At 68.6% G+C, this 21271-nt stretch carries 20 protein-coding genes and 1 tRNA gene; 18 read left to right on the top strand and 3 right to left on the bottom strand.

All coding sequences use genetic code 11. From position 1 onward, the window contains the following. Nucleotides 1-136 precede the first annotated feature (136 nt). Nucleotides 137-1765 (top strand): DUF222 domain-containing protein, encoded by a 1629-nt coding sequence (locus ABVF28_RS02025; protein ID WP_371029295.1) that lies wholly within the window; start codon nt 137-139, stop codon nt 1763-1765. 162 nt (nt 1766-1927) lie between these two features. On the opposite strand, the gene ABVF28_RS02020 is transcribed toward ABVF28_RS02025, so the two are convergent. Beyond that, nucleotides 1928-2278, bottom strand: coding sequence for a hypothetical protein (locus ABVF28_RS02020; RefSeq protein ID WP_371029294.1), 351 nt, complete (start codon nt 2276-2278; stop codon nt 1928-1930). A gap of 405 nt (nt 2279-2683) precedes the next feature. Between ABVF28_RS02020 and ileS the strand changes: the two genes are divergently transcribed. From ileS to ABVF28_RS01940, 16 genes are all read left to right on the top strand, one after another. Next, nucleotides 2684-5989, top strand: a complete 3306-nt coding sequence (ileS, locus tag ABVF28_RS02015) for an isoleucine--tRNA ligase (RefSeq protein WP_371029293.1) — start codon at nt 2684-2686, stop codon at nt 5987-5989. A gap of 230 nt (nt 5990-6219) precedes the next feature. Beyond that, nucleotides 6220-7548: a folylpolyglutamate synthase/dihydrofolate synthase family protein gene (locus ABVF28_RS02010; RefSeq protein WP_258068070.1), complete on the top strand. Its 1329-nt coding sequence runs from the start codon at nt 6220-6222 to the stop codon at nt 7546-7548. Continuing rightward, nucleotides 7545-7994, top strand: coding sequence for a DUF4233 domain-containing protein (locus ABVF28_RS02005; protein WP_371029292.1), 450 nt, complete (start codon nt 7545-7547; stop codon nt 7992-7994). The genes ABVF28_RS02010 and ABVF28_RS02005 overlap by 4 nt, the downstream gene beginning before the upstream one ends. A gap of 62 nt (nt 7995-8056) precedes the next feature. Continuing rightward, a complete protein-coding gene (gene ndk, locus ABVF28_RS02000; protein WP_179557529.1) occupies nt 8057-8479 on the top strand; it encodes a nucleoside-diphosphate kinase in 423 nt (140 codons plus the stop codon). A 90-nt stretch (nt 8480-8569) separates the two neighbouring features. Beyond that, nucleotides 8570-9835, top strand: coding sequence for a M20 family metallopeptidase (locus tag ABVF28_RS01995; protein WP_371029291.1), 1266 nt, complete (start codon nt 8570-8572; stop codon nt 9833-9835). A gap of 287 nt (nt 9836-10122) precedes the next feature. After that, nucleotides 10123-12795: an Rne/Rng family ribonuclease gene (locus tag ABVF28_RS01990; protein WP_371029290.1), complete on the top strand. Its 2673-nt coding sequence runs from the start codon at nt 10123-10125 to the stop codon at nt 12793-12795. 222 nt (nt 12796-13017) lie between these two features. Continuing rightward, nucleotides 13018-13326, top strand: a complete 309-nt coding sequence (gene rplU / locus ABVF28_RS01985; protein WP_068481311.1) for a 50S ribosomal protein L21 — start codon at nt 13018-13020, stop codon at nt 13324-13326. Nucleotides 13327-13344: 18 nt separating this feature from the next. Beyond that, nucleotides 13345-13599: a 50S ribosomal protein L27 gene (rpmA, locus tag ABVF28_RS01980; RefSeq protein ID WP_068481308.1), complete on the top strand. Its 255-nt coding sequence runs from the start codon at nt 13345-13347 to the stop codon at nt 13597-13599. 106 nt (nt 13600-13705) lie between these two features. Further along, nucleotides 13706-15214: a GTPase ObgE gene (gene obgE / locus ABVF28_RS01975; RefSeq protein WP_371029289.1), complete on the top strand. Its 1509-nt coding sequence runs from the start codon at nt 13706-13708 to the stop codon at nt 15212-15214. Between the two features lie 28 nt (nt 15215-15242). Beyond that, entirely contained in the window at nt 15243-15497 is a 255-nt protein-coding gene (locus tag ABVF28_RS01970) for a hypothetical protein (RefSeq protein WP_146080758.1), read from the top strand. 22 nt (nt 15498-15519) lie between these two features. Further along, complete coding sequence (gene nadD / locus ABVF28_RS01965) at nt 15520-16149, top strand: nicotinate-nucleotide adenylyltransferase (RefSeq protein WP_104311471.1); 630 nt, start codon at nt 15520-15522, stop codon at nt 16147-16149. Continuing rightward, nucleotides 16146-16922 carry a hypothetical protein gene (locus ABVF28_RS01960; protein WP_371029288.1) on the top strand — a complete coding sequence of 259 codons (777 nt, stop codon included), beginning with the start codon at nt 16146-16148 and terminating at the stop codon, nt 16920-16922. Before nadD ends, ABVF28_RS01960 begins: the two co-directional genes overlap by 4 nt. A 70-nt stretch (nt 16923-16992) precedes the next feature. Further along, nucleotides 16993-17397: a ribosome silencing factor gene (gene rsfS / locus ABVF28_RS01955; protein ID WP_211891591.1), complete on the top strand. Its 405-nt coding sequence runs from the start codon at nt 16993-16995 to the stop codon at nt 17395-17397. 5 nt (nt 17398-17402) lie between these two features. Then, nucleotides 17403-18188 (top strand): sulfite exporter TauE/SafE family protein, encoded by a 786-nt coding sequence (locus ABVF28_RS01950; RefSeq protein WP_258068066.1) that lies wholly within the window; start codon nt 17403-17405, stop codon nt 18186-18188. 76 nt (nt 18189-18264) lie between these two features. After that, nucleotides 18265-18340: transfer RNA gene (locus ABVF28_RS01945), tRNA-Ala, on the top strand. Between the two features lie 106 nt (nt 18341-18446). Continuing rightward, complete coding sequence (locus tag ABVF28_RS01940) at nt 18447-19205, top strand: DUF1345 domain-containing protein (protein WP_371029287.1); 759 nt, start codon at nt 18447-18449, stop codon at nt 19203-19205. On the opposite strand, the gene ABVF28_RS01935 is transcribed toward ABVF28_RS01940, so the two are convergent. Beyond that, nucleotides 19202-20155 carry an NAD(P)-dependent alcohol dehydrogenase gene (locus tag ABVF28_RS01935; protein ID WP_371029286.1) on the bottom strand — a complete coding sequence of 318 codons (954 nt, stop codon included), beginning with the start codon at nt 20153-20155 and terminating at the stop codon, nt 19202-19204. The genes ABVF28_RS01940 and ABVF28_RS01935 overlap by 4 nt on opposite strands. Before the next feature lie 71 nt (nt 20156-20226). Between ABVF28_RS01935 and ABVF28_RS01930 the strand changes: the two genes are divergently transcribed. Further along, nucleotides 20227-20880 carry a TetR/AcrR family transcriptional regulator gene (locus ABVF28_RS01930; protein WP_371029285.1) on the top strand — a complete coding sequence of 218 codons (654 nt, stop codon included), beginning with the start codon at nt 20227-20229 and terminating at the stop codon, nt 20878-20880. Nucleotides 20881-20886: 6 nt separating this feature from the next. Here the strand turns inward: ABVF28_RS01930 and ABVF28_RS01925 are convergent, their stop codons facing one another. Next, nucleotides 20887-21156, bottom strand: coding sequence for an acylphosphatase (locus tag ABVF28_RS01925; RefSeq protein WP_371029284.1), 270 nt, complete (start codon nt 21154-21156; stop codon nt 20887-20889). Nucleotides 21157-21271: the final 115 nt, after the last annotated feature.

The raw sequence follows: 21271 nt of genomic DNA, 5'->3' as shown, positions 1-21271 counted from the left end.
GGGCGTGGGCCGGCTTCGCATGTCGTACACGCCTCGTCTGTAGTCTCTATGTTCTAAGAATGTAGAAAATGCCTGATCTCAGCATTCTGCTTCGTGCGAAGAGGTAGGCTGGTGGTGATCCCGGGGGGAGGTCATCATGGTCTTTGAAGTCCAGGGTCTCGGTGCAGAGTGCACTTCTGCGTCGCGCCGTGCGAGTGCGGAGCCGTTGACGGAGACGGCCGAGTCGCGATCGCGGGGTATGGCCGAGTCGGCGGTGGTGGATGCGCTGGTCGCGTCACCCGGCCAAGTCGCGGGCTTGCTCGCGGCGGAGATCCCGGTTGTGATCAGCGAGCTCGCAGGGCGTCGGCGCGCTTTGGACGCGGCGCTCGTGGAGGTCGCCGGGGAAGCGCTGCGACGTGACGAGGAGTCGTCGGTGCCGGACGCGCTCGCGCGAGCGGCCGGGTTCTCGTCGCTCGCAGAGCTGCTGCAGCATCTGCTTGGCGTGGAGAGGCGAGACGCGCGAATGCTCGTAGAGCTCGCCGAAGCGACCCGCTCGGGCCGGTCGCTCACTGGAGAACCGCTGCTGCCCGCACGTCCAGCGGTTGCCGGAGCGCTGGCCGCGGCGCGCGTTTCCGTTGCACAGGCGTTCATGATCGTGAAGGGGTTGAAGGCCGCCGCAGTTCGCGCTGAACCAGCGCACGTCGACGTTGCGGAGACGGAGCTTGTTGCGTCGGCGCAAGGCGTGACTCCGGTCAGCGCCGACTCGGATGGCATCGATGCTGAGGGCGCCGACCTGGAAGCCGCGGTGCCGGCGACGCCGGAGGAACTGCGCGTGCAGGCGTCCGCGTGGGTTGCGTTCCTCGATCCGGACGGGGCGGAACCGCGCGCGGAGGCGATCGCGCGCAATCGCGGTCTGCGGGTTCGGCAGGCCGCGGACGGGACGGTGCGGGGTCGCTTCGTCGCCACTCCCGAGCAGGGCGAGCTGCTCGTGAAGACGCTCGAGACCCTCACTTCGCCCCGCCGCGCGGTTGAATGCGAGCCGACCCGCACCCCACGGTTCGGAGAGACGACCGCGGGCGATGATCGCGGCGAGCTTGAAGGGCTGAGCGCGGGTGGTCTGGCCGCTGACGATGGGCAAGCTGGCGGCCTGGACGCGGCCGAGGTTGACCTCGCACATCCGGACGAGCGAATCACGGACCGGCGGGCTCTGCCGCAGCAGCGCGTCGACGCTCTCGGGGAGGTCTTCGCTCGCTACGCGGAGTCCGCTCACGCGCCTCGCGCGGGCGGGGAAGCACCCACTGTTGTGATCGTCACCACCCGGGCCGGCGCGAGCGGCGAACCGACCCGGCCTGCCGATGTGCCGCACCTTGAGCGCACCGGCACTGCAGTGCCTCCAAGCCTCGTCGCGAAGACCATCTGCGATGGGTTCGTGCAGACAGCGATCGTCGGCAGCAACGGGGAGATCCTGAAACTGGGACGCCGACAGCGGCTGTACAGCCGCGGGCAACGCCGCGCTCTCGCCGTCCGAGACCAGGGGTGCATCACGCCTGGCTGCTGGAAACCCGTCGGCATGTGCGAAGCGCACCACACCAGCAGGTGGGTCGACGGCGGCCTCACCAACACCGACGACGGCGTCCTCCTTTGCAGCCTGCACCACCACATGGCCCAGAGCGAAGAACTCGAACTCGTGAGGGACCGCGGCAACCGATGGCGAGTCCTTCGCCCCGGCTGGCAGTACCGACTCCTCACCCGCAAGCGGTACCGAGAAGTCAAGTCGAGGTGTTGAATCTGGCCGAACGGCTGCTCGGAGCGCCTAGCTCGTCTGCAGCTCGCAGTACGCGTTCAGCGACGACAGCGCCGACTCGACCTCGCCGAGCTGGGTCAGGATGCTCGCGGCGGCCGCGAAACCGCCCTCGCCGTTCGCCAGCTCCCCGGCCGTCGCCTGCAGCTACGTCACCTCGGTGACCAGCGTGTCCACATGCGTCTTGAGATCAGGGTCGGTGACACTCTCCTGCAGCGTCGTGAGGCTCGTACCGATCGTCGAGAGCGTCGCGACGGCACCCGGGATGTCGCCCGGCACCTGCGTTGAGATGCTTTCGACGCTCGTCCGGATCGAGTCGATCTCCGCCTGCACGTCCGCGCACGTGCCGCCACCCTCCGCGGTTGTGCTCTCCGCGGACGCGGCCGCCGTCGGGGACGGAGTCGCGGCCCCTCCGCTGCCGGCCGCCGAGCATCCGGTGAACGCGATCGCGGCGAAGGCGCAGATCGCTGCGAGCTTGGGAAGGCGGGTCGTGAGCATGCGTCGTTCCGTTCGTTTCGAGGTGCCCGCTGCGAGGCGAGCATCGGCGAAGCGAGAGTACACAGCCTGTCCATGAACGGGCTGGCGCACGACGGACCGCCCCGAGAACAACGCCAGCCGTTTCACTCGCGACAGCAGGGCGCGTACGATGTTGCCAGTACGACTTTGATCCGCCCATCAGCGGGGAGTCCCCGGAAGAACAGCGAGCGCACCCCTCGAGGAGCGAACGCCAAGTAGAACCGGGCGGGTGAGCCCGTCACAGCTCGGAACGAGTGGTGAGTTCCAGCGGATGCCTTCCCTGCACGGGAAGCAGCCCGGGGGAGCCCGCAATCGGGGTGGTACCGCGCCGCACGGCGTCCCTGAAGCAGACCAAGCACATCCACTTACTGCCAGGAGTTCCACCGTATGAGCTACCCGAAGGCCTCGTTCGGACCAGCCGCCGACCCCGCCGGCTCGACCCCCGCCGGCTCGACCCGGGACAGCGTCGCCGCCTCCCCGTCGTTCCCGCGCCTCGAAGAGCGCGTCCTCGACTTCTGGCGCGAAGACGGCACCTTCCAGGCGTCCATCGACCAGCGCGAGGGCGCTGAAGAATGGGTCTTCTACGACGGCCCACCCTTCGCCAACGGCCTCCCGCACTACGGGCACCTCCTCACCGGCTACGCCAAGGACGTCTTCCCCCGCTACTTCACGATGCGCGGCCGCCAGGTGCACCGCCGCTTCGGCTGGGACACGCACGGACTGCCCGCCGAGCTCGAGGCCATGCGCCAGCTCGGCATCCAGTCGAAGGCCGAGATCGAGGCCATGGGCATCGACACCTTCAACGACGCCGCCCGCGAATCGGTGCTCAAGTACACGCGCGAGTGGCAGGAGTACGTGACCCGCCAGGCCCGCTGGGTCGACTTCCAGAACGACTACAAGACGCTCGACATCTCCTACATGGAGTCGGTGCTGTGGGCGTTCAAGAAGCTCTACGACGACGGCCTCGCCTACGAGGGCTTCCGCGTGCTCCCGTACTGCTGGAACGACGAGACGCCCCTCTCCAACCACGAGCTGCGCATGGACGACGACGTCTACCAGATGCGTCAAGACCAGACGGTCACGGTCACTTTCCCCCTCGAAGGCGAGCAGGCGGAGGCGCTTGGCCTCGCCGGCGTCAAGGCACTCGCGTGGACGACGACCCCTTGGACGCTCCCCACCAACCTGGCCCTGGCCGTCGGCCCCGAGATCGACTACGCCGTCGTGCCCGCAGGACCGCTCGGCGCGGCCGACGGCACCGCGGCGGGCGAGGGCTCGTTCCTGCTCGCCACCGCGCGCGTCGCAGCGCACGCCAAGGAGCTCGGCTACGAGGCCGTAGAAGACGCGACAGCCGCGACCGCTCGCACCCTCACGGGCGCCGAGCTCGCCGGCGTCCGCTACCAGCGCCTCTGGGACTTCTACGCCGACACCGAGACGTACGGCACCCAGAACGCCTGGCAGTTCCTGCTTGGCGACTACGTCACGACCAGCGACGGCACCGGCATCGTGCACCAGGCGCCCGCCTACGGTGAAGACGACAAGGTGCTCAGCGACGCCGCGGGCATCCCGACGATCCTCTCCGTCGACGAGGGCGGCAAGTTCCTCGCCGCCGTCGAGCCCGTCGCTGGCCTGCAGGTCTTCGACGCCAACAAGCCGCTCACGCAGCTCCTCAAGGCAGACGGCCGGCTCTTCAAGCAGGCCAGCTACGAGCACTCGTACCCGCACTGCTGGCGCTGCCGCAAGCCCCTCATCTACAAGGCCGTCTCGAGCTGGTTCGTGCGCGTCACGCAGTTCCGCGACGAGCTCGTCGAGTTGAACCAGCAGATCGACTGGGTGCCGGACAACGTCAAGGACGGCCAGTTCGGCAAGTGGCTCGAGGGAGCCCGCGACTGGTCGATCAGCCGCAACCGCTACTGGGGCAGCCCCATCCCCGTGTGGAAGAGCGACGACCCAAACTATCCGCGAGTGGATGTCTATGGCTCGCTCGACGACATCGAGCGGGACTTCGGCGTGCGCCCCACCGACCTGCACCGCCCATTCATCGACGAGCTCACGAGGCCCAACCCGGACGACCCGACGGGCGCATCCACCATGCGGCGCATCCCCGACGTGCTCGACGTGTGGTTCGACTCGGGCTCCATGCCCTACGCGCAGGTGCACTACCCGTTCGAGAACCGCGACTGGTTCGACTCGCACTCGCCCGCCGACTTCATCGTCGAGTACATCGGGCAGACGCGCGGCTGGTTCTACGTCATGCACGTGCTGTCGACGGCGCTCTTCCACCGCCCCGCCTTCAAGCGCGTCGTGAGCCACGGCATCGTCCTCGGCAACGACGGCCGCAAGATGTCGAAGAGCCTCCGCAACTACCCGGACGTGCAGGAGGTGTTCGACCGCGACGGCTCCGACGCCATGCGGTGGTTCCTCATGGCCAGCCCCGTGCTGCGCGGCGGCAACCTCATCGTGACCGAGGAGACCATCCGCGAGGGCGTCCGCCAGTTCCTGCTGCCCCTGTGGTCGACGTACTACTTCTTCACGACCTACGCCAACACTGCGGTCGGCTCGACCTCGGCCTACGAGGCGAGGTTCCGCACCGACTCGAGCGACGTGCTCGACCAGTACATCCTCGCGAAGCTCGGCGTGCTCGTCTCCGAGGTGCAGGCCGACCTCGAGGCGCTCGACTCGACGACCGCCGCCTCGCGCCTGCGCGACTTCGGCGACGTGCTCACCAACTGGTACGTGCGCCGCTCCCGCGACCGCTTCTGGCGAGGCGTGACCGACGACGCCACGAGCACCGAGGCGTTCGACACGCTCTACACGGTGCTTGAGACCCTCACCCGCGTCGCCGCCCCGCTGACGCCGCTCATCTCCGAGACGGTCTGGCGCGGGCTCACGGGCGGCCGCAGCGTGCACCTCACCGACTGGCCGGACGCCTCCGTCTTCCCGAGCGACCAGACGCTCGTCGACGCGATGGACGCGGTGCGCCGCGTCACCAGCTCCGCCCTGTCGCTGCGCAAGCAGGCCGGGCGACGCGTGCGCCTGCCGCTCGCGAGCCTCACCGTCGTCGCACCGAACACGGACGCCCTCGAGCCGTTCGCGGGCATCCTGCGCGACGAGCTCAACGTGAAGTCCGTCGAGTTCGAGCAGCTCGTCGACGAGTCGGAGGCCAAGTACGGCATCGACCGCGTCCTGCAGGTCAACGCGCGGGCCGCTGGTCCGCGCCTGGGCAAGCAGGTGCAGCTCGCGATCAAGGCGTCGAAGTCCGGCGACTGGAGCGAGGTCGACGGCGTCGTCACGGCAGGCGGCCTGCAGCTCGAGGCCGGCGAGTACGAGGTCAAGCTCGTCACCGCCGGTGAGAGCGAAGACCGCGCCATCACCCTGCTGCCGAGCGGTGGGATCCTCGTGCTCGACACGAACATGAGCCCCGAGCTCGCCGCCGAGGGCCTCGCCCGCGACGTCGTGCGTGCCGTTCAGGACGCGCGCAAGGAGGCCGGACTCGAGGTCTCCGACCGCATCCGCCTCACCTTGCGTGCCGACGACGCGTCGGTCGCAGCCATCGAGGCGCACCGGGAGCTCATCGCCGGTGAGACGCTCGCCGTCGAGTTCCAGGTGACCGGCGGACTCGCTGTCCCCGCAGACGCCGAGGCGAGCGCCGACACGTATGGTGCACTGGAGATCGACGTGGAGGTAGTGGCGTGAGCGAACGCGACCAGCAGGAATCCGGCGACTGGGACGACCACGCCGAGGGGAACGAGGAAGCCGTGAATTCCGGCGACCTGGAGCTCCGGCCCGAGGACATCGCCGAGACGTTCATGCCGGCGGTCTCGGACGACGAGGACGAGGTCCTGACCGAGCGTGAGGAAGACGAGCGCCTCCTTCTCGAAGGAACCGACTGGGCCAGCGAGGGCGAGCGGGTGTTCGACGAGCTCATGGAGCGCGTGGGGGAGGCGGCTCCGGAGCCGCGCCTCCACGCCACGCGGCGTGCCGTCGAGCTGCTCGGCGACGTGCACACGGCCTACCCCGTCATCCACCTCACGGGCACCAACGGCAAGAGCTCGACGGCCCGCATCATCGAGACGGTGCTGCGCGCCCACGGCCTGCGCACCGGCCTCCTGACGAGCCCACACCTCGAGCGCCTCAACGAGCGCATCGCCGTCGACGGGAGCCCCATCAGCGACGAGCGACTCGTCGCGAACTGGGAGGACATCACGCCGTTCCTCTCGATCGTGGATGCGGAGCTCGAGGCCGCCGGCGAGCCGCGCCTCACATTCTTCGAGGCACTCACCGTGCTGGCCTACGCATGCTTCGCGGACGCGCCCGTCGACGTGGCGGTCGTCGAGGTCGGGATGGGCGGCGAGTGGGACTCCACGAACGTCGCCGACGGCGAGGTGGCCGTGTTCACGCCCATCGCGCTGGACCACACGCAGCGGCTCGGCCGAACCCTCGACGAGATCGCGCGCACGAAGGCCGGCATCATCAAGCCCGCCGCTCGCGTCGTCACGGCCGAGCAGCAGCCGGAGGTGCTCGCCGAGATCGAGCGGGCAGCGGGCATCTCCGAGGCCCAGGTCTTCGCCGAGCCCACCGACTTCGCGGTCACGGACAACCAGCTCGCGGTCGGCGGTCGGCTCATCACCGTGCGCGGCATCGCGGGCAAGTACGAAGACCTCCTCCTGCCGCTCGATGGGGAGTACCAGGCCCACAACGCGGCGGTCGCTCTCGCAGCCGTCGAAGCCTTCTTCGGCGCGAACCGGAGCCTGAACGACGAGCTCGTGGAAGCTGCGTTCGGCGAGGTGACGTCCCCAGGCCGACTCGAGCGCATCGGCGTCACGCCCCCCATGCTCATCGACGCCGCCCACAATCCCCACGGTGCGGAGGCGCTTGCGCGCGCCGTGACGGAGTCGTTCGACTTCTCGCGGGTCGTCGTGGTCCTCGGCGTGCTCGAGGACAAGGACGCCGCCGGCATCATCCGAGCACTGCAGCCCATCGCCGAGCGCTTCGTGGTCACGCAGTCCGACTCGGTGCGTGCCATCGACGCCGAAGCGCTCGGCGACATCGTGCGCGACGTCACGGGCAGCGAACCCGAGGTTCTCGAGCGTGCCGAGGACGCCATCGAGCGCGCCCGCGAGGTCGCTCTCGACCTCCTCGCAGATGGCGCGGACGAGGGCAAGAACGCGGCGGTCCTGATCACAGGCTCCGTCACGCTCATCGGCACGGCGCTGACCCTGTCGCGCGACGAAGGCTGGGCGCAGGAGTCGTGAGTCCGCGGAACCGAAACCGCCTCCCTCGCCAGCGCAGCATCCGCGAGGTCATCGGCTCCATCTTCCTGGGCTTCGAGCTCTTCGTCGTCTTCCTGGGCACACTCCTCATCTTCGGGATGCGGGTGCTCGACCCCGTCCCCGCGTTTGTGCTCGGGGCTGCCTTCGGCGCGCTCATCCTCGTGACCATCAGGTTCCTCCGCCACGAGTGGGGGATCTGGCTCGGATGGGCGGTGCAGGTGCTGCTCGTCGCCGCCGGCTTCCTCCACCCCGGTATGTTCGTCGTCGGGGCGCTGTTCCTCGCCTCCTGGACGTACTTCATGTGGAAGGGCGGCCAGATCGACCGGCAGCGTGCCCCGATCATCGCCGAGTACAACCGTCGCCTCGCGGCGGGAGAGATCGGCATCGACGGGCAGCCCATCGACCAGACCGACACACCGAGCAGCTGACGCAGGCTCACATCCACCGACCTGGCCCTCACGGGCAGACCACCACGACCAATGGAGGAATCATGGCAACCATCGAAGAGACGCTTGTGCTCGTCAAGCCGGACGGCGTCCAGCGCGGCCTCACGGGCGAAGTGCTCCGCCGCATCGAGACGAAGGGCTACTCGCTCGTCGACATCCGCCTCGTGCACGCCGACCGCGCAATCCTGGCCGCGCACTACGCCGAGCACGAGGGCAAGCCGTTCTACGAGGGGCTCCTGGAGTTCATGCAGTCGGGACCGACGGTCGCGATCCGCGTCGCGGGCCACCGTGTCATCGAGGGCTTCCGCTCGCTGGCGGGCACCACCGACCCCACGACGGCCGCACCCGGCACGATTCGCGGCGACCTCGGACGCGACTGGGATGCCGGCGTGCTGCTGAACATCGTCCACGGGTCCGACTCCGTCGAGTCGGCAGAGCGCGAGCTCGGCATCTGGTTCGCAGCCTGACCGACTCGGGCTGCAGGGCGGCGGAGTCGTAGGCTTCGCAGTACGCGGACCGGCAGGTCCGAGACGAGTGATTTCGGGGGCGAGACACGGATGAAGGCTGGGCGAGGGCCGTCAGCGACGGCGCACAGTGAGCGGCTCGACGAGCTGGCCGCGGCATGGCGCGTCGCGCTGCGCGACGAGCTGCCGGCCGCCGTGCGCCTCCGCCAGGAGCTGCACGCGAACCCCAGGCTCTCGGGCGACGAGAACGAGACCGCCGCCCGTCTCGAGAGCGAGCTCGGCGACCGGGTCGCGATGCATCGCATCGCCGACTCGGGGCGCATCGGGCGGCTCGGCCCGAGCGCGGGGGGTGCGGTGGGAGTCCGCGCGGAACTGGATGCGCTGCCCCTGACCGAGCTCACCGGCGTTCCCTTCGCCTCGGCCAACGGGGCGATGCACGCGTGCGGCCACGACGTCCATCAGGCGGCGTTGGTCGCGTTCATCCGTGCCGCCGACCACCTGGAGCTGCCCGTCGGTCTTGTGCCGATCCTCCAACCGCGGGAGGAGACCTATCCGTCTGGGGCGCATCAGATCGTCGAGGAGGGTGGGCTCGAGCGGTTCCGGGTCGAGCACGTCATCGGCGCACACGTGCACCCGGGCGTCCCGCGAGGTGCCATCGCGATCGGCGGCGGCTACATCAACGCGGCCGCCGACGAGATCGAGATCTCACTCCAGGGGCGCGGCGGCCACGGTGCGTACCCGCACCAGGCAGCTGATCCCGTCGCGGCGATCGCCCAGATCGCCCTCGGCCTCCCGGAGGTCGTCCGTCGCACCATCTCCCCGATGAACCCGGCCGTGATCAGTGTCGGCACGCTGAGCGCGGGGGAGGGCGCCGCGAACGTGCTGCCCTCGAGCGCGCGGCTGCTCGCGTCCATGCGCACCACCGCCCCGAAAGACCGTGAGCTGCTCTTCGCAGCGGTGCAGCATCTCGCGGTGCGCACGGCGGAGGCCTACGGGACCGAGGCTGTCGTCCACATGCACCAGAACATGCCGGTGCTCATCAACGACTCCCACCTGGCCTCCGACGCCGACGACTGGCTCGCGCGTCTCGGCGTCGACGGCGCCGAGCCCATGCGCTCGCTCGGCGGCGATGACTTCTCGTACTACTGCGACGAGGTGCCGTCGATCATGTGCTTCGCCGGCGTCGAGACGGCTGGGCTTCCCGGTCCAGATGGTGCGTACGCGCCGACGCTGCACCACCCGCGTTTCCTCCCGACGGAAGACGCGGTGGGGCTCGTGGCCAGCGCATTCCTCGCCGGATACTGCGCGGCCGCCGAGCGCATCCTCGGCATCGCCCACCACAGGCGTGCGCTTCCCTGACGATCGGCCCACAGCCGAATCAGGGCCCGGAAGCGTCGGCCGTGCGATACTGGGATCGTCGACCGGGCAGAGTCCCACGGCACCCGAAGTTTTTCAGGCACGCGCCACGAGCAGAACAACGCTCCGTCGCACGCGCCGGAGGCAGTATCGCCGCAACCGCGGCACAGCACGAACAACATTTCCGCCGAACGGGCGGAGACCATTTTCGGTGAGGATGCGTGGCATCCTCATCGCCCGGAGGGGTGGGCGCACGCTTTGCGCCACGCCGGAGTAGGAGCACACCAGAAATGGTGACCACAAACGAATCAGACCAGAACGGCAACACGGAGTCGGCGAGCGGCCAGGAGCAGCTCGACGCGGACCTCCTCCAGGAGTCCGCCCAGGCGGTGGAAGAGCAGACCGAGGAACAGGGGTCCGGGGAAGACACGACTTCGCCCATCCCCGCCGTCATCTCGTCGACGACGCTGTTCTTCCTGCAGCCCGACCTGCCACCGGTCCTGGAGCGCGCACCGCGCGAGGACCGCAGCCGGACGCGACGACAGGACGACGAGCCGTATGAGCGTCCGGAGCGCAGCGACCGCGCCGACCGCTACGACCGCCAGGAGTCGAGCGACCGCTCGGATCGCGGAGACCGCTCGGACCGGGGAGACCGCTCGGACCGTGGAGACCGCTCACGCGAGTCCTCCCGTGACGACCGCCGGCAGGCATCCGCCGAGCGCTCGCAGTCGACGACCCGTCGCCGTCAGCCGCGCGAGGAGCAGCAGGCAGAAGAGCCGGTGCTCATCACGGAACCGCAGAAGATCAAGGGCTCCACGCGTCTCGAGGCAAAGCGCCAGCGGCGTCGCGAGGGCCGCGAGAGCGGTCGCCGTCGCCAGGTCGTCACCGAGTCCGAGTTCCTCGCCCGGCGCGAGTCCGTCGACCGCGTCATGCTCGTCCGTGCCAAGGACGACCGCGTGCAGATCGGCGTGCTCGAGGACAAGGTCCTCGTCGAGCACTACGTCGCCCGCTCGCAGGAGTCGTCCCTCATCGGGAACGTCTACCTCGGCCGCGTCCAGAACGTGCTGCCGAGCATGGAAGCCGCCTTCATCGACATCGGTCGCGGGCGCAACGCCGTCCTCTACTCCGGAGAGGTCGACTGGGCCGCCGCGGAGGTCGGCGGCAAGTCGCGTCGCATCGAGAACGCCCTCAAGCCAGGCGACCGCGTGCTCGTCCAGGTCACCAAGGACCCGATCGGCCACAAGGGCGCGCGCCTCACGAGCCAGGTCTCGCTTCCCGGCCGCTACCTCGTCTACGTCCCCGGCAACTCGATGAACGGCATCTCACGCAAGCTGCCGGACACGGAGCGCGCTCGCCTCAAGAAGATCCTGAAGGAGACCCTGCCGGCAGGCGTCGGCGTCATCGTGCGCACCGCCGCCGAGGGGGCGACTCAGGACCAGCTCGAGCGCGACGTCAACCGACTCACGGCACAGTGGGCCGACATCTCCTCCCGCATCGAGGCAGGCCCAGCTCCTGCGCTCCTGCACTCGGAGCCCGACCTGCTCATCAAGATCATCCGCGATGTCTTCAACGAGGACTTCCAGAAGATCGTGATCCAGGGCAGCGATGAGCTCGAGACCATCACGACCTACCTGCGCCAGGTTGCCCCTGACCTCGTCGATCGCGTCGAGGCATTCCAGGGCGGCGACGTCTTCGCCGAGTACCGCGCCACCGAGCACATCGAGAAGGCCCTGGACCGCAAGGTCTGGCTGCCCTCCGGTGGATCGCTGGTCATCGACCGCACCGAGGCCATGACGGTCGTCGACGTCAACACGGGGAAGTTCGTCGGGTCCGGCGGCAACCTCGAGGAGACGGTCACGAAGAACAACCTCGAGGCCGCCGAAGAGGTGGTGCGTCAGCTGCGTCTCCGTGACATCGGCGGCATCATCGTCGTCGACTTCATCGACATGGTGCTCGAATCGAACCGTGACCTCGTCATGCGTCGCCTCATCGAGTGCCTCAGCCGCGACCGCACGAAGCACCAGGTCGCCGAGGTCACGAGCCTCGGTCTGGTGCAGATGACTCGCAAGAAGCTGGGCCTCGGCCTGCTCGAGACGTTCAGCGAGCCGTGCGAGTCCTGCGCTGGTCGCGGTGTCATCGTGTTCCACGACCCAGTGCTCAAGCACCGCGGTGGAGCGCCCGACAGCGCCGCCAACAGCAAGAACGGCCGCAAGGGCCGCGGAGGCGGACAGCAGCGCGAGCAGCAGGGCCCTCGGGCGGTCGCAGCTCCGGCGGCGCCGTCGACGTCCACGCATGGCATCACGGACGAGCTCCGCGGGGCCCTCTCCAAGATCGCCGCATCCACCATCAACGGTCAGAAGCCGGGCGAGCACGGCGAGGAGCAGGCCGCGGATGCGCAGTCGCAGCCAGGTGCCCAGGCGCCGGCCGCCGACGTGCGGGGTGACGAGCAGGCCGCCCAGCCGAGTGAGTCTCGTCGCTCGCGTCGTGGGCGCAGGCGTGCCAAGACGGACGCCCAGGCACCCGCGTCGACGCAGGAGCAGTCGCCGGAAGCGGCGTCTGGCGACGCGGCGCCTGTCGATCGCAACGAGGCACAGCAGTCTGACACCGACGACCGCAAGGCTCGCGCCAGCGAGAACCTCTTCGACTTCGACTCGGCCAAGAGCGCCGAGTCGGCCCAGACCACGCGCGAGGCCGACCCGGCAGCGCTGCGCGAACTCGACTCGCTGCTGGATGCACTGGTCGCCCCCGAGGGTGAGCAGCAGCAGCAGCCAGCAGCGAGCGAAACGACCGGGGCCCCAGCCGCGGTCGAGGTGACGACACCCGCCGCCCCTGAGGAGTCTCAGGACGCGTCGGTGACGTCGGCACCGGAGGCAGTCCAGCCGGTCACGGCTGAGCCGCCGAAGGGTGCTTCGGGGCGTCCGCGCCGCCGCCGCATCACGACGCCTCCGCTCTCCGCCGAATAGGCGGCCAGAGCAGGGCGGCCGGGCGCGAGAGCGCCCACCGGGTGGGTGCGCTTGCGCGTACCGACCCTGCCGGGTAAAGTGGTTCGCTGTTGCACGTTTGCATTCGTGCTGGCATTCCCTCGCCCGGTAGCAGGGCAGAGTCAGCTCGCCGCAGCGAGCAGGGCTTCCAGAGTTTGAACACACAGCGTCCGACCTTGTCGGGCTCGGAGAAAAGGTACTGAAGTGGTATTCGCAGTTGTGCGCGCCGGTGGACGGCAGGAGAAGGTAGAGGTGGGCACTGTGCTCACCACGAACCGTGTTGTTGCCGACAAGAAGGGCAACGTCACGCTTCCGGCTGTGCTGCTCGTCGACGGTGAGACCATCACGAGTGACGCAGAGAAGCTCGCTAAGGTCACGGTGACTGCCGAGGTCCTGAACGACCTCCGTGGCCCGAAGATCGTCATCCAGAAGTACAAGAACAAGACCGGTTACAAGAAGCGTCAGGGCCACCGTCAGGAGCTCACGCGCATCAAGATCACCGACATCAAGTAAGTCGAGGAGCAGACTTCAATGGCACACAAAAAGGGAGCGAGCTCGACTCGCAACGGCCGTGACTCGAACGCTCAGCGCCTCGGCGTGAAGCGCTTCGCGGGCCAGACCGTCAGCGCGGGCGAGATCCTCGTCCGTCAGCGCGGCACGCACTTCCACCCCGGCGCCCTCGTGGGCCGCGGTGGCGACGACACGCTGTTCGCCCTCTCGGCAGGCATCGTCGAGTTCGGTGCGAAGGGCCGCCGCAAGGTGGTCAACATCGTCGCTGGCGAATAGCAGCAAGCACAGTCCCTGAATATCAGGGCGGTGTCAGGATGAGGGGCGGGCCATGGTCCGCCCCTCATCCGTATTTTCAGGACCAATCGTTCTACAGGAGCTCTTCATGGCCACCTTCGTCGACCAGGTGACGCTGTATCTGCGCGCTGGAGAGGGTGGCAACGGCTGCGTCTCCGTCAAGCGCGAGAAGTTCAAGCCACTCGCCGGCCCCGATGGCGGTGACGGTGGCAACGGCGGAAGCATCACGTTCTTCGCCGACCCGCAGGAGACGACGCTGCTGTCGTACCACCACAAGCCCCACCGCTCGAGTGACAAGGGCGGCTTCGGCATGGGCGACTGGCGGAACGGCTACACGGGTCAGCCGCTCGACCTCCCCGTTCCCGTCGGCACGGTTGTCCGTGACGCGGACGGGGTCGAGCTCGCCGATCTCTCGGAGCCCGGCATGCGCTACGTCGCGGCCGAGGGCGGCCAGGGCGGCCTGGGGAATGCATCGCTCGCGAACACCAAGCGCAAGGCTCCCGGCTTCGCGTTGCTGGGCACGCCCGGCGAGGAGCTGCAGGTGCAGCTCGAGCTCAAGATTGTCGCTGATGTGGCCTTCGTCGGCTACCCGTCGGCCGGCAAGTCGAGCCTGATCGCGGCCATGTCGGCCGCCAAGCCGAAGATCGCCGACTACCCCTTCACGACCCTCCACCCCAACCTCGGCGTCGTGCAGGCGGCCCAGTACCGCTACACGGTCGCCGACGTCCCCGGGCTCATCGAGGGCGCGAGCGAGGGCAAGGGCCTTGGCCTCGACTTCCTGAGGCACGTCGAGCGGTGCTCTGCGCTCTTGCACGTGCTCGACTGCGGAACGCTCGATCCGGGTCGCGACCCGATCAGCGACCTCGATGTCATCCTCGAGGAGCTGCGCAGCTACCCGGTGCCCGAGGGGCAGACGCCCCTGCTCGAGCGCCCCCAGCTCATCGCGCTGAACAAGATCGACCTGCCGGACGGCCGCGAACTCGCGGACTTCGTCCGTTCCGAGCTCGAGGAGCGCGGCTACCGTGTCTTCGAGATCTCCACGGTCAGCCACGAAGGGCTGAAGGAGCTCTCCTTCGCGCTCGGTGAGCTCATCGAACGCGACCGCGAGGCGAAGCTGGCCGAGCTGGCCATCAAGCCGCGCATCGTGCTCCGCCCGCGCCCCGTCGACGAGAAGGACTTCGAGATCCGCGTCGAGGGTGGAACGCACGGCAACACCTACCGCATCCTGGGCGAGAAGCCGCAGCGCTGGGTCGCGCAGACCGACTTCGCCAACGATGAGGCGATCGGCTACCTCGCCGACCGTCTCAACAAGATCGGCGTCGAGGATGCCCTCTTCAAGGCGGGGGCCGTCGCCGGGTCCGCGGTGATCATCGGACCTGGCTCGCAGGGCATCGTCTTCGACTGGGAGCCCACGCTCACGAGCGCGGCCGAGCTGACCGTCTCGCCCCGTGGCACGGACAGTCGCCTCGAGGAGAACGCTCGCACGACGACACGCGAGCGTCGCGAGGGCTACTACGAGCGGATGGACGGCAAGGCCGCGGCCCGCGCCGAGCTCGAGCGTGAGCGCGAGGGCGGCGTATGGAAGGTCGACGAGTGACCCTTCGAACATGGGTAGGATGGACGGCATGATCGAGCTGATTCCTGCCGTGCTTGCCAACGCTGTGCTAGCTGAAGAGGGGCACCACGTCGTCAACGAGCTGGCGATGCCCCCGATCATGTTCGGCGTCGTCACGCTCGTCACCTTCGTGGTCCTCATCGCCGTGACGTACGCGTTCCGGAACACGTGGCACAGCCACCCGGTCGACTCGAAGGTCGTGCCGTACGAGCCGTTCAACCACGCTGGTGTCATCGAAGCCGGTTCGGTCCACTCGAAGCACTAGCGCGAAGAGCCGCGCCGCCCCCATGCCTCATACCGTCGAGACCTCCCCTGCAGCCGCGCGCCGTCGTGTCGGCATCATGGGTGGCACCTTCGACCCCATCCACCACGGGCACCTCGTGGCGGCGAGCGAGGCGGCGGCGCACTTCGAGCTGGATGAGGTGCTCTTCGTGCCGACGGGAAAGCCCTCGCACAAGTCGCACGTGACGCCCGTCGAGCACCGCTACCTCATGACGGTCATCGCGACGGCCTCGAACCCGCGCTTCAAGGTCAGTCGAGTGGACGTCGACCGCGACGGTCCCACGTACACGATCGACACGCTCCGCGACGTGCAGCGCCTCCGTCCTGATGCGGACCTCTACTTCATCACGGGAGCCGATGCCATCACGCAGATCCTCGGCTGGAAGAACTCGCTCGAGCTCTTCGAGCTCGCGCAGTTCGTCGCCGTCTCTCGACCCGGTCACGAGCTGCGAACCGACGGGATCCCGGCTGACAAGGTCGCCGTCCTCCAGATTCCCGCGCTGGCGATCTCCTCGACCGATATCAGGGAGCGCGCCTACGAGGAGAAACCGGTCTGGTACCTGGTCCCGGACGGCGTCGTGCAGTACATGGCGAAGCACCGGCTGTACACGGCTGAAGAGATTGATGCGATATGAGTGACGCCCCACTGACCCGCCGCGAGCTGCGAGAGCTCGAACGGCGCCGCGAGAAGGGCGAGGAGACGCCGCTGCCGAACCGCACGCCGACCGTCTCGGTCGACGCGGGAGTTCCGAGCGCTGACGTGTCGAGCGCTGATGCCACGAGCGCTGACGCTCCAGGGCAGCCCTCAGCGCCTGCTCCCGCATCCGGTGTCGCCCTCGAGGCTCCTCTGCAGATCGACGGGCTCTCGCCTGAGCGGCCCATCGAGACCGCTGATACGGCGGAGCCCGCGGAGCTGCCCGGCGACTCGTTCAACCGCAGCCCGGCAGCCGTCGAGCAGGAAGCCCAGGAAGACGGCACGAGCGGCGACTACTTCCGTCGCCTCGTGATGGCGAGCCACTCCACAGACGAGACTCCGACGGGCATGATCGTCATGCCTGAGATGAGCTCGCCAGACATCACGGGTGCCCTCAGCGGCGCCGGTGACCTCATGGTGACGGGCAAGATGCAGGTCTCCCGCGAGCTCTCCAACTTCGGCACGCTCACCAGCGGCCTCGACTCGCCCGAGATCGACCTGGACGACGACGGCGACGAGCCGCAGCAGACCAGAGTCGTCGAAGAGCACACGCCGGTCGCTGCCAGTCGCGCGGTCCGCGAGCCGGGAATGCCGCTCGCGCCTCGTCGCGGACACGGCATCCGCCTCTCGATCTGGGCCGTCGTCAGCGGGATCGCCGTCGCTGTGGCTGGCGTTGTCGCCGTGATCCTGGGTATCGTTCAGGGTTGGTTCTGATCAGCTGGCGAGCGCATCGCCTCTCGGACACCACGATGAGCTCTCAGGGGCTCTCAATGAAAGGGACCGAATGACCGCGAGTACGCGAGCAATCGAACTGGCACACGTCGCAGCGAAGGCTGCCGACAAGAGACTCGGCTTCGACATCGTCGCCCTGGACGTCTCGAACAACATGCCGCTCACGGATATCTTCCTGCTCGTCTCCGGCCGAAACGAGCGCATGGTGCTGTCCATCGCCGACGAGATCGAAGACGCGATGCGCGACATCGGGCAGCGCACGCTGCGCCGTGAGGGTCGCCGCGAGGGCCGTTGGGTGCTCCTCGACTTCAACGACATCGTCGTGCACGTCTTCCACGAGGAGGAGCGCATGTTCTACGGGCTCGAGCGCCTGTGGAACGACGCCCCCGTCGTGAAGCTCGACATCGGCGCCGACGACGCGGAATCCGCGGACTCGGCTCCGGAAGCACAGAGCTGACCGGCGTGACCACCCGCAGGTCCCCGGGGGGATGGGCATGGCTCGTCGTCACCGGCTTGCTGGCGGGCTTCCTCTCCGGCCTCTTCGGCGTCGGTGGGGGCATCCTCATCGTGCCGGCCCTCATCTACCTGGTGCGACTCGACCCACGCCTGGCAGCGGGCACCTCGCTTCTCGCGATCCTGCCCTCGGCGATCGTCGGCGTCGTGACGTACGCGATCGGCGGCCACGTCGATCTGCTCCTCGCCCTGCTGCTGGCGGCGGGTGCGATCGTCGGGGCGCCGATCGGGTCCTGGCTCCTGCAGAAGGTCTCGAAGCGCACCCTGCAGTGGTCGTTCATCGCCTTCATCGTCGTCGTCATCATCTCCCTCTTCCTGGTCGTGCCCTCGAGGGACGCCGCCGTTCATATCGACGTCCTCGGGGGAGTGCTGCTCGTCGTCCTCGGTCTCTGCACGGGCGTGCTCTCCGGGTTGCTCGGCATCGGCGGCGGCGTTGTCGTCGTCCCGATGCTGGTCGTGCTGTTCGGGTCCAGTGACCTGCTGGCGAAGGGCAGCTCGCTGCTCATGATGATTCCGACGGCGATCTCCGGCACGATCAGCAACCTCCGCCGCAAGAACGTCGACGTGGGTGCTGGCCTCGCCGTCGGTGGGTCGGCCTGCCTGACCACGACCCTCGGAGGGTTGAGCGCTGCGGCCATCTCGCCATCGCTCGCGAACATCCTCTTCGCCGTGTTCCTCGCGGCGACCGCCATTCGCATGGGGATCGACGCGTGGCCACGCCGTCGCGCGCAGTAGCGACACGCGCCGGCCGCCTCGATTTGGTACGCCTCAGGTTCTGAGCTACTATTTTCGAGTTCCCGGAAACGGGTGCGGGTCTGTGGCGCAGCTGGTAGCGCACCTGCATGGCATGCAGGGGGTCAGGGGTTCGAATCCCCTCAGATCCACCAAGAAGCCCCGGTCAGCACACGCTGACCGGGGCTTTCTCGATCGCGCTGCGGGCGTACGTGCTCCTCTCCCCGAACTGGCGACGTCGGCATGGGGCAGGATGTCCGCATGGCGAGACGCATAACGAGCGACAACGCGCGCGCGAACTGGAGCGCGCTGATCGCGACACCCTTCGCAGCGGCCTTCTACATCTTCGTGGCGAGCAGGCTCGGGGTCGAGATCGGTGACTCCGTGCGCTACCTGGTGAGCATCTTCATCGTCTTCTGGCCCCTGTTCGGTGCGGTCTACCTGGTCTGGACGCACCTGGCGTACCGCAACGCGGATACCGTGCAGCTGCGGGTGGCGTCCCGGCAGGAGCGCATCACCAAGCGTCGATGGTGGCATCGGCTTGTCGGCTACGGGGGAGCGACTGACTGGACGACCGCCGGCGCCATGGTCGCCGTCGCTCTGACGATCGCGATCGCGCAGGAACCCGCCTTCCGGGACCAGACGGTCTTCGTGGTGCTCGGGCTCGCGACGGTGGCCGCGTCGTGGGCGCTCATGGTCTACGCCTTCGCGCTCGAGTACCTGCGCCTGGACGCGACAGCAGCGACGGCGCCGGCGGTCGGGCTCGAGGGCGCATCCGCCACCGAGCAGCAGCGGGCGCGTCGCCCGGAGATCGTGTTCCCGTTCGAGGAGGAGCCGCGGTTCGGCGACTATCTGACGCTCGCCGTGCTGATGTCGACGATGGCCGCGACCGCCTCGGCAGAGATCACGTCCCGCCGAGGCTGGCGGATCGCGCGCACGAACGTCGTGCTGGCGTTCTCGTTCAACTCGGTCATCGTCGCGATGATGGTGTCGGTGCTCTTCGGCGGCCTCACGAGCTAGCTGCTCGGCAGGATGACGAGGTTGCCGACCTTGCGACCGGAGTCGACGACGGCGTAGGCGTCCTGGATGCTCTCGAGGCCGCCTGCGACGCTCGTCACGGGGTCGAGGGCGCCGGTTGCGGCGAGCGTCAGGAGCTCCGTGATGTCGGCCGTGCGCTCGGGAATGGGCCCGGCGATGACGTTGCCGCGTGCGGTGACCGTGTCTGCGAGGCCCGCGACGGCGAGGATGAGTCGTCCCGTGGGGGAGAGCAGCTGCCGGCCCGACCGCCTGCTGAGGTTCCCGACGGTGTCGAGGACGACGTCGTACCGCGCATCGAGGTCTTCGACGGGCGTGACGGCGTAGTCCACGTGCTCGTCGGCGCCGAGGCGCAGCGCGAAGCTCCGGTTACGCGCGCTCGAGACGGCAGTTATGTGCGCGCCGAGGGCCTTCGCGAGCTGCACGGCGCTCGAGCCGACTGCGCCAGAGGCTCCGTTGATGAGGACGCGTTCGCCGGGTTGGAGGTGTGCGCGCTCGCGCAGGAACTGGAGGGCGGTGCCGCCCCCGAACAGCAGGCCGGCCGCATCCTCGAACGACACCTGCTCGGGGAGGCGGGCGAGGCGCGCGATGGGAACCCGGGCCAGCTCTGCGTGCCCGCCCAGTCCGCCGCCGATCATGGCGGCGACCCTCGTGCCCGGTGGGAAGCCGCTGTCCGTCGCGCCCGTCGATTCGACGGTGCCCGCCACGGCGATCCCGAGCACCTTCTTGCGCGGCCCGCTGACCCCGATACCAAGGCGCGCGAGCATCTCGAAGCCGGCGGGAAAACGCCCGGCGCGCATTCGCGCATCTCCGGAGGTCACGGCAGCGGCTTCCACTCGGACGACGACCTCGCCCGTGCGGGGTGTCGGGTTCGGAACCTCGGTGATGACGACGGCCTCGGGTGGTCCGTACCTGGTGACGACTGCAGCTCTCATGAGATCCCTTACGCCTGTAAGTCTGATGATCTCAGAGTAGCCTTACGGATGTAAGCCTGCAAGGAGGAGAAATGGCAGACCGTCAACCGCTGAGCAGGACGCGCATCCTCGACGCCGCGGTGCGCGTCGCTGATGGAGGCGGGCTCGCCGCCGTCAGCATGCGCAGTGTGGCGCGTGAGGCTGGAGTCGAGGCCATGTCGCTCTACCACCACGTGGCGAACAAGCAGGCTGTCCTCGACGCGCTGGCAGGGTGGGCATTCGAGCAGATTCCCCTGCCACCTGGCGGCGGGGACTGGCGAGCCGAGATGGGTGCAAGGGCGCGCGCAGCTCGCGAGGTGCTCGGCGCACATCCCTGGGCGCTCGGCCTCCTCGAGTCCCGTTCAAACCCGGCGGTGGCGGTGCTCGCCCACCACGACGCGACGCTCGGCTCGCTGCGCGCCGGCGGGTTCTCGGTGCTGCTGGCCTCACATGCTTACTCGCTGCTCGATGCGTACGTCTTCGGGTTCGTGCTCACCGAGCAGAACCTGCCGTTCGAGCAGGGCCAGAACGCGGAGGAGTTCGTCGCAGCGATGGAGCTCCCCGCCGACGAGTTCCCACACCTCGCGGAGCTCGTCGGCGAACGCATCATCGGTGGTGCGTACGACTTCGCTGACGAGTTCGACGTCGGCCTCGAGATGATCCTCGACCAGCTCGAGACGAGGCTGGCCCTCGAGCGGGGCGCGTGAACGGCGTCAGCGGACGACGCGAAAGCCCTCGATGCCCTTCGGGGTGCGCTCGGAGAGACGCGAGGAGGTGACCTCTGCAAACTGCGGCCCCTCCGCCATCCACGCGAGCAGCGCGTCGACCCGGCTCTCCTCACCCTCGAGCTCGGCTTCGACCCGGCCGTCGTGCAGGTTACGCACCCAGCCGCTCACACCGAGGCGCTCAGCCTCCTGCGCGGCGCTGAAGCGGTAGCCGACGCCCTGCACGTTCCCGGACACGATCACGTTGACTCTCCGCATGGGCACATTCTGCTCCGGCGACGGCGGGTACGGGAAGAAGCCCGCCCGCGCTCGCACCGAGACACAGGTTTCTCTCACCTGGGGAACCTCCGGCTGCCGCGGGCAGTGGGGACGA

This window comes from Pseudoclavibacter sp. JSM 162008 (assembly GCF_041366455.1).
Taxonomy (GTDB): domain Bacteria; phylum Actinomycetota; class Actinomycetes; order Actinomycetales; family Microbacteriaceae; genus Pseudoclavibacter.
Note: the sequence above shows the minus strand (reverse complement) of the source record. Positions and strands in the feature narration are given on the sequence as shown.